Annotated in this window: 2 tRNA genes and 1 rRNA gene; all 3 read right to left on the minus strand. The window is 43.2% G+C overall.

Annotated features, from left to right (window positions below):
- Positions 1-140 precede the first annotated feature (140 nt).
- Positions 141-216: transfer RNA gene (locus FO441_RS12535), tRNA-Ala, on the minus strand.
- 16 nt (positions 217-232) lie between these two features.
- A tRNA-Ile gene (locus tag FO441_RS12540) sits at positions 233-309 on the minus strand.
- Between the two features lie 149 nt (positions 310-458).
- Positions 459-516 (minus strand): 16S ribosomal RNA (locus FO441_RS12545); the annotation flags it as partial.

The raw sequence follows: 516 nt of genomic DNA on the forward strand, positions 1-516 counted from the left end.
GAGTGTACCGGAATACTCCGGTACAACGCGTGTTTGTTTGAACTCTTTCGGTTCTCGGTTTTCTACGCTTGATTTTCGGTTAAAAATCATTTTTCGCATTGTTTCTATACGGTTTTCAATGTACATGTTTTAAATAATAATGGTGGAGACTAGCGGGATCGAACCGCTGACCTCCTGCGTGCAAAGCAGGCGCTCTCCCAGCTGAGCTAAGCCCCCATATTGAGAATTATAATGGTGGGCCTAAGTGGACTCGAACCACCGACCTCACGCTTATCAGGCGTGCGCTCTAACCAGCTGAGCTATAGGCCCATTATATTTCCAGATATAGATTATACTATTGTGAATGATAATTTCAAGCATTAATTTTACACTTTGAAACGAAATTAGAACATTCAAAACTGAATACAATATGTCAGACGCCATTCCATCCATCCGAAGATGTTCCGTTATATCCTTAGAAAGGAGGTGATCCAGCCGCACCTTCCGATACGGCTACCTTGTTACGACTTCACCCCA

The organism is Salinicoccus cyprini (genome assembly GCF_007713705.1).
Classification (GTDB): domain Bacteria; phylum Bacillota; class Bacilli; order Staphylococcales; family Salinicoccaceae; genus Salinicoccus; species Salinicoccus cyprini.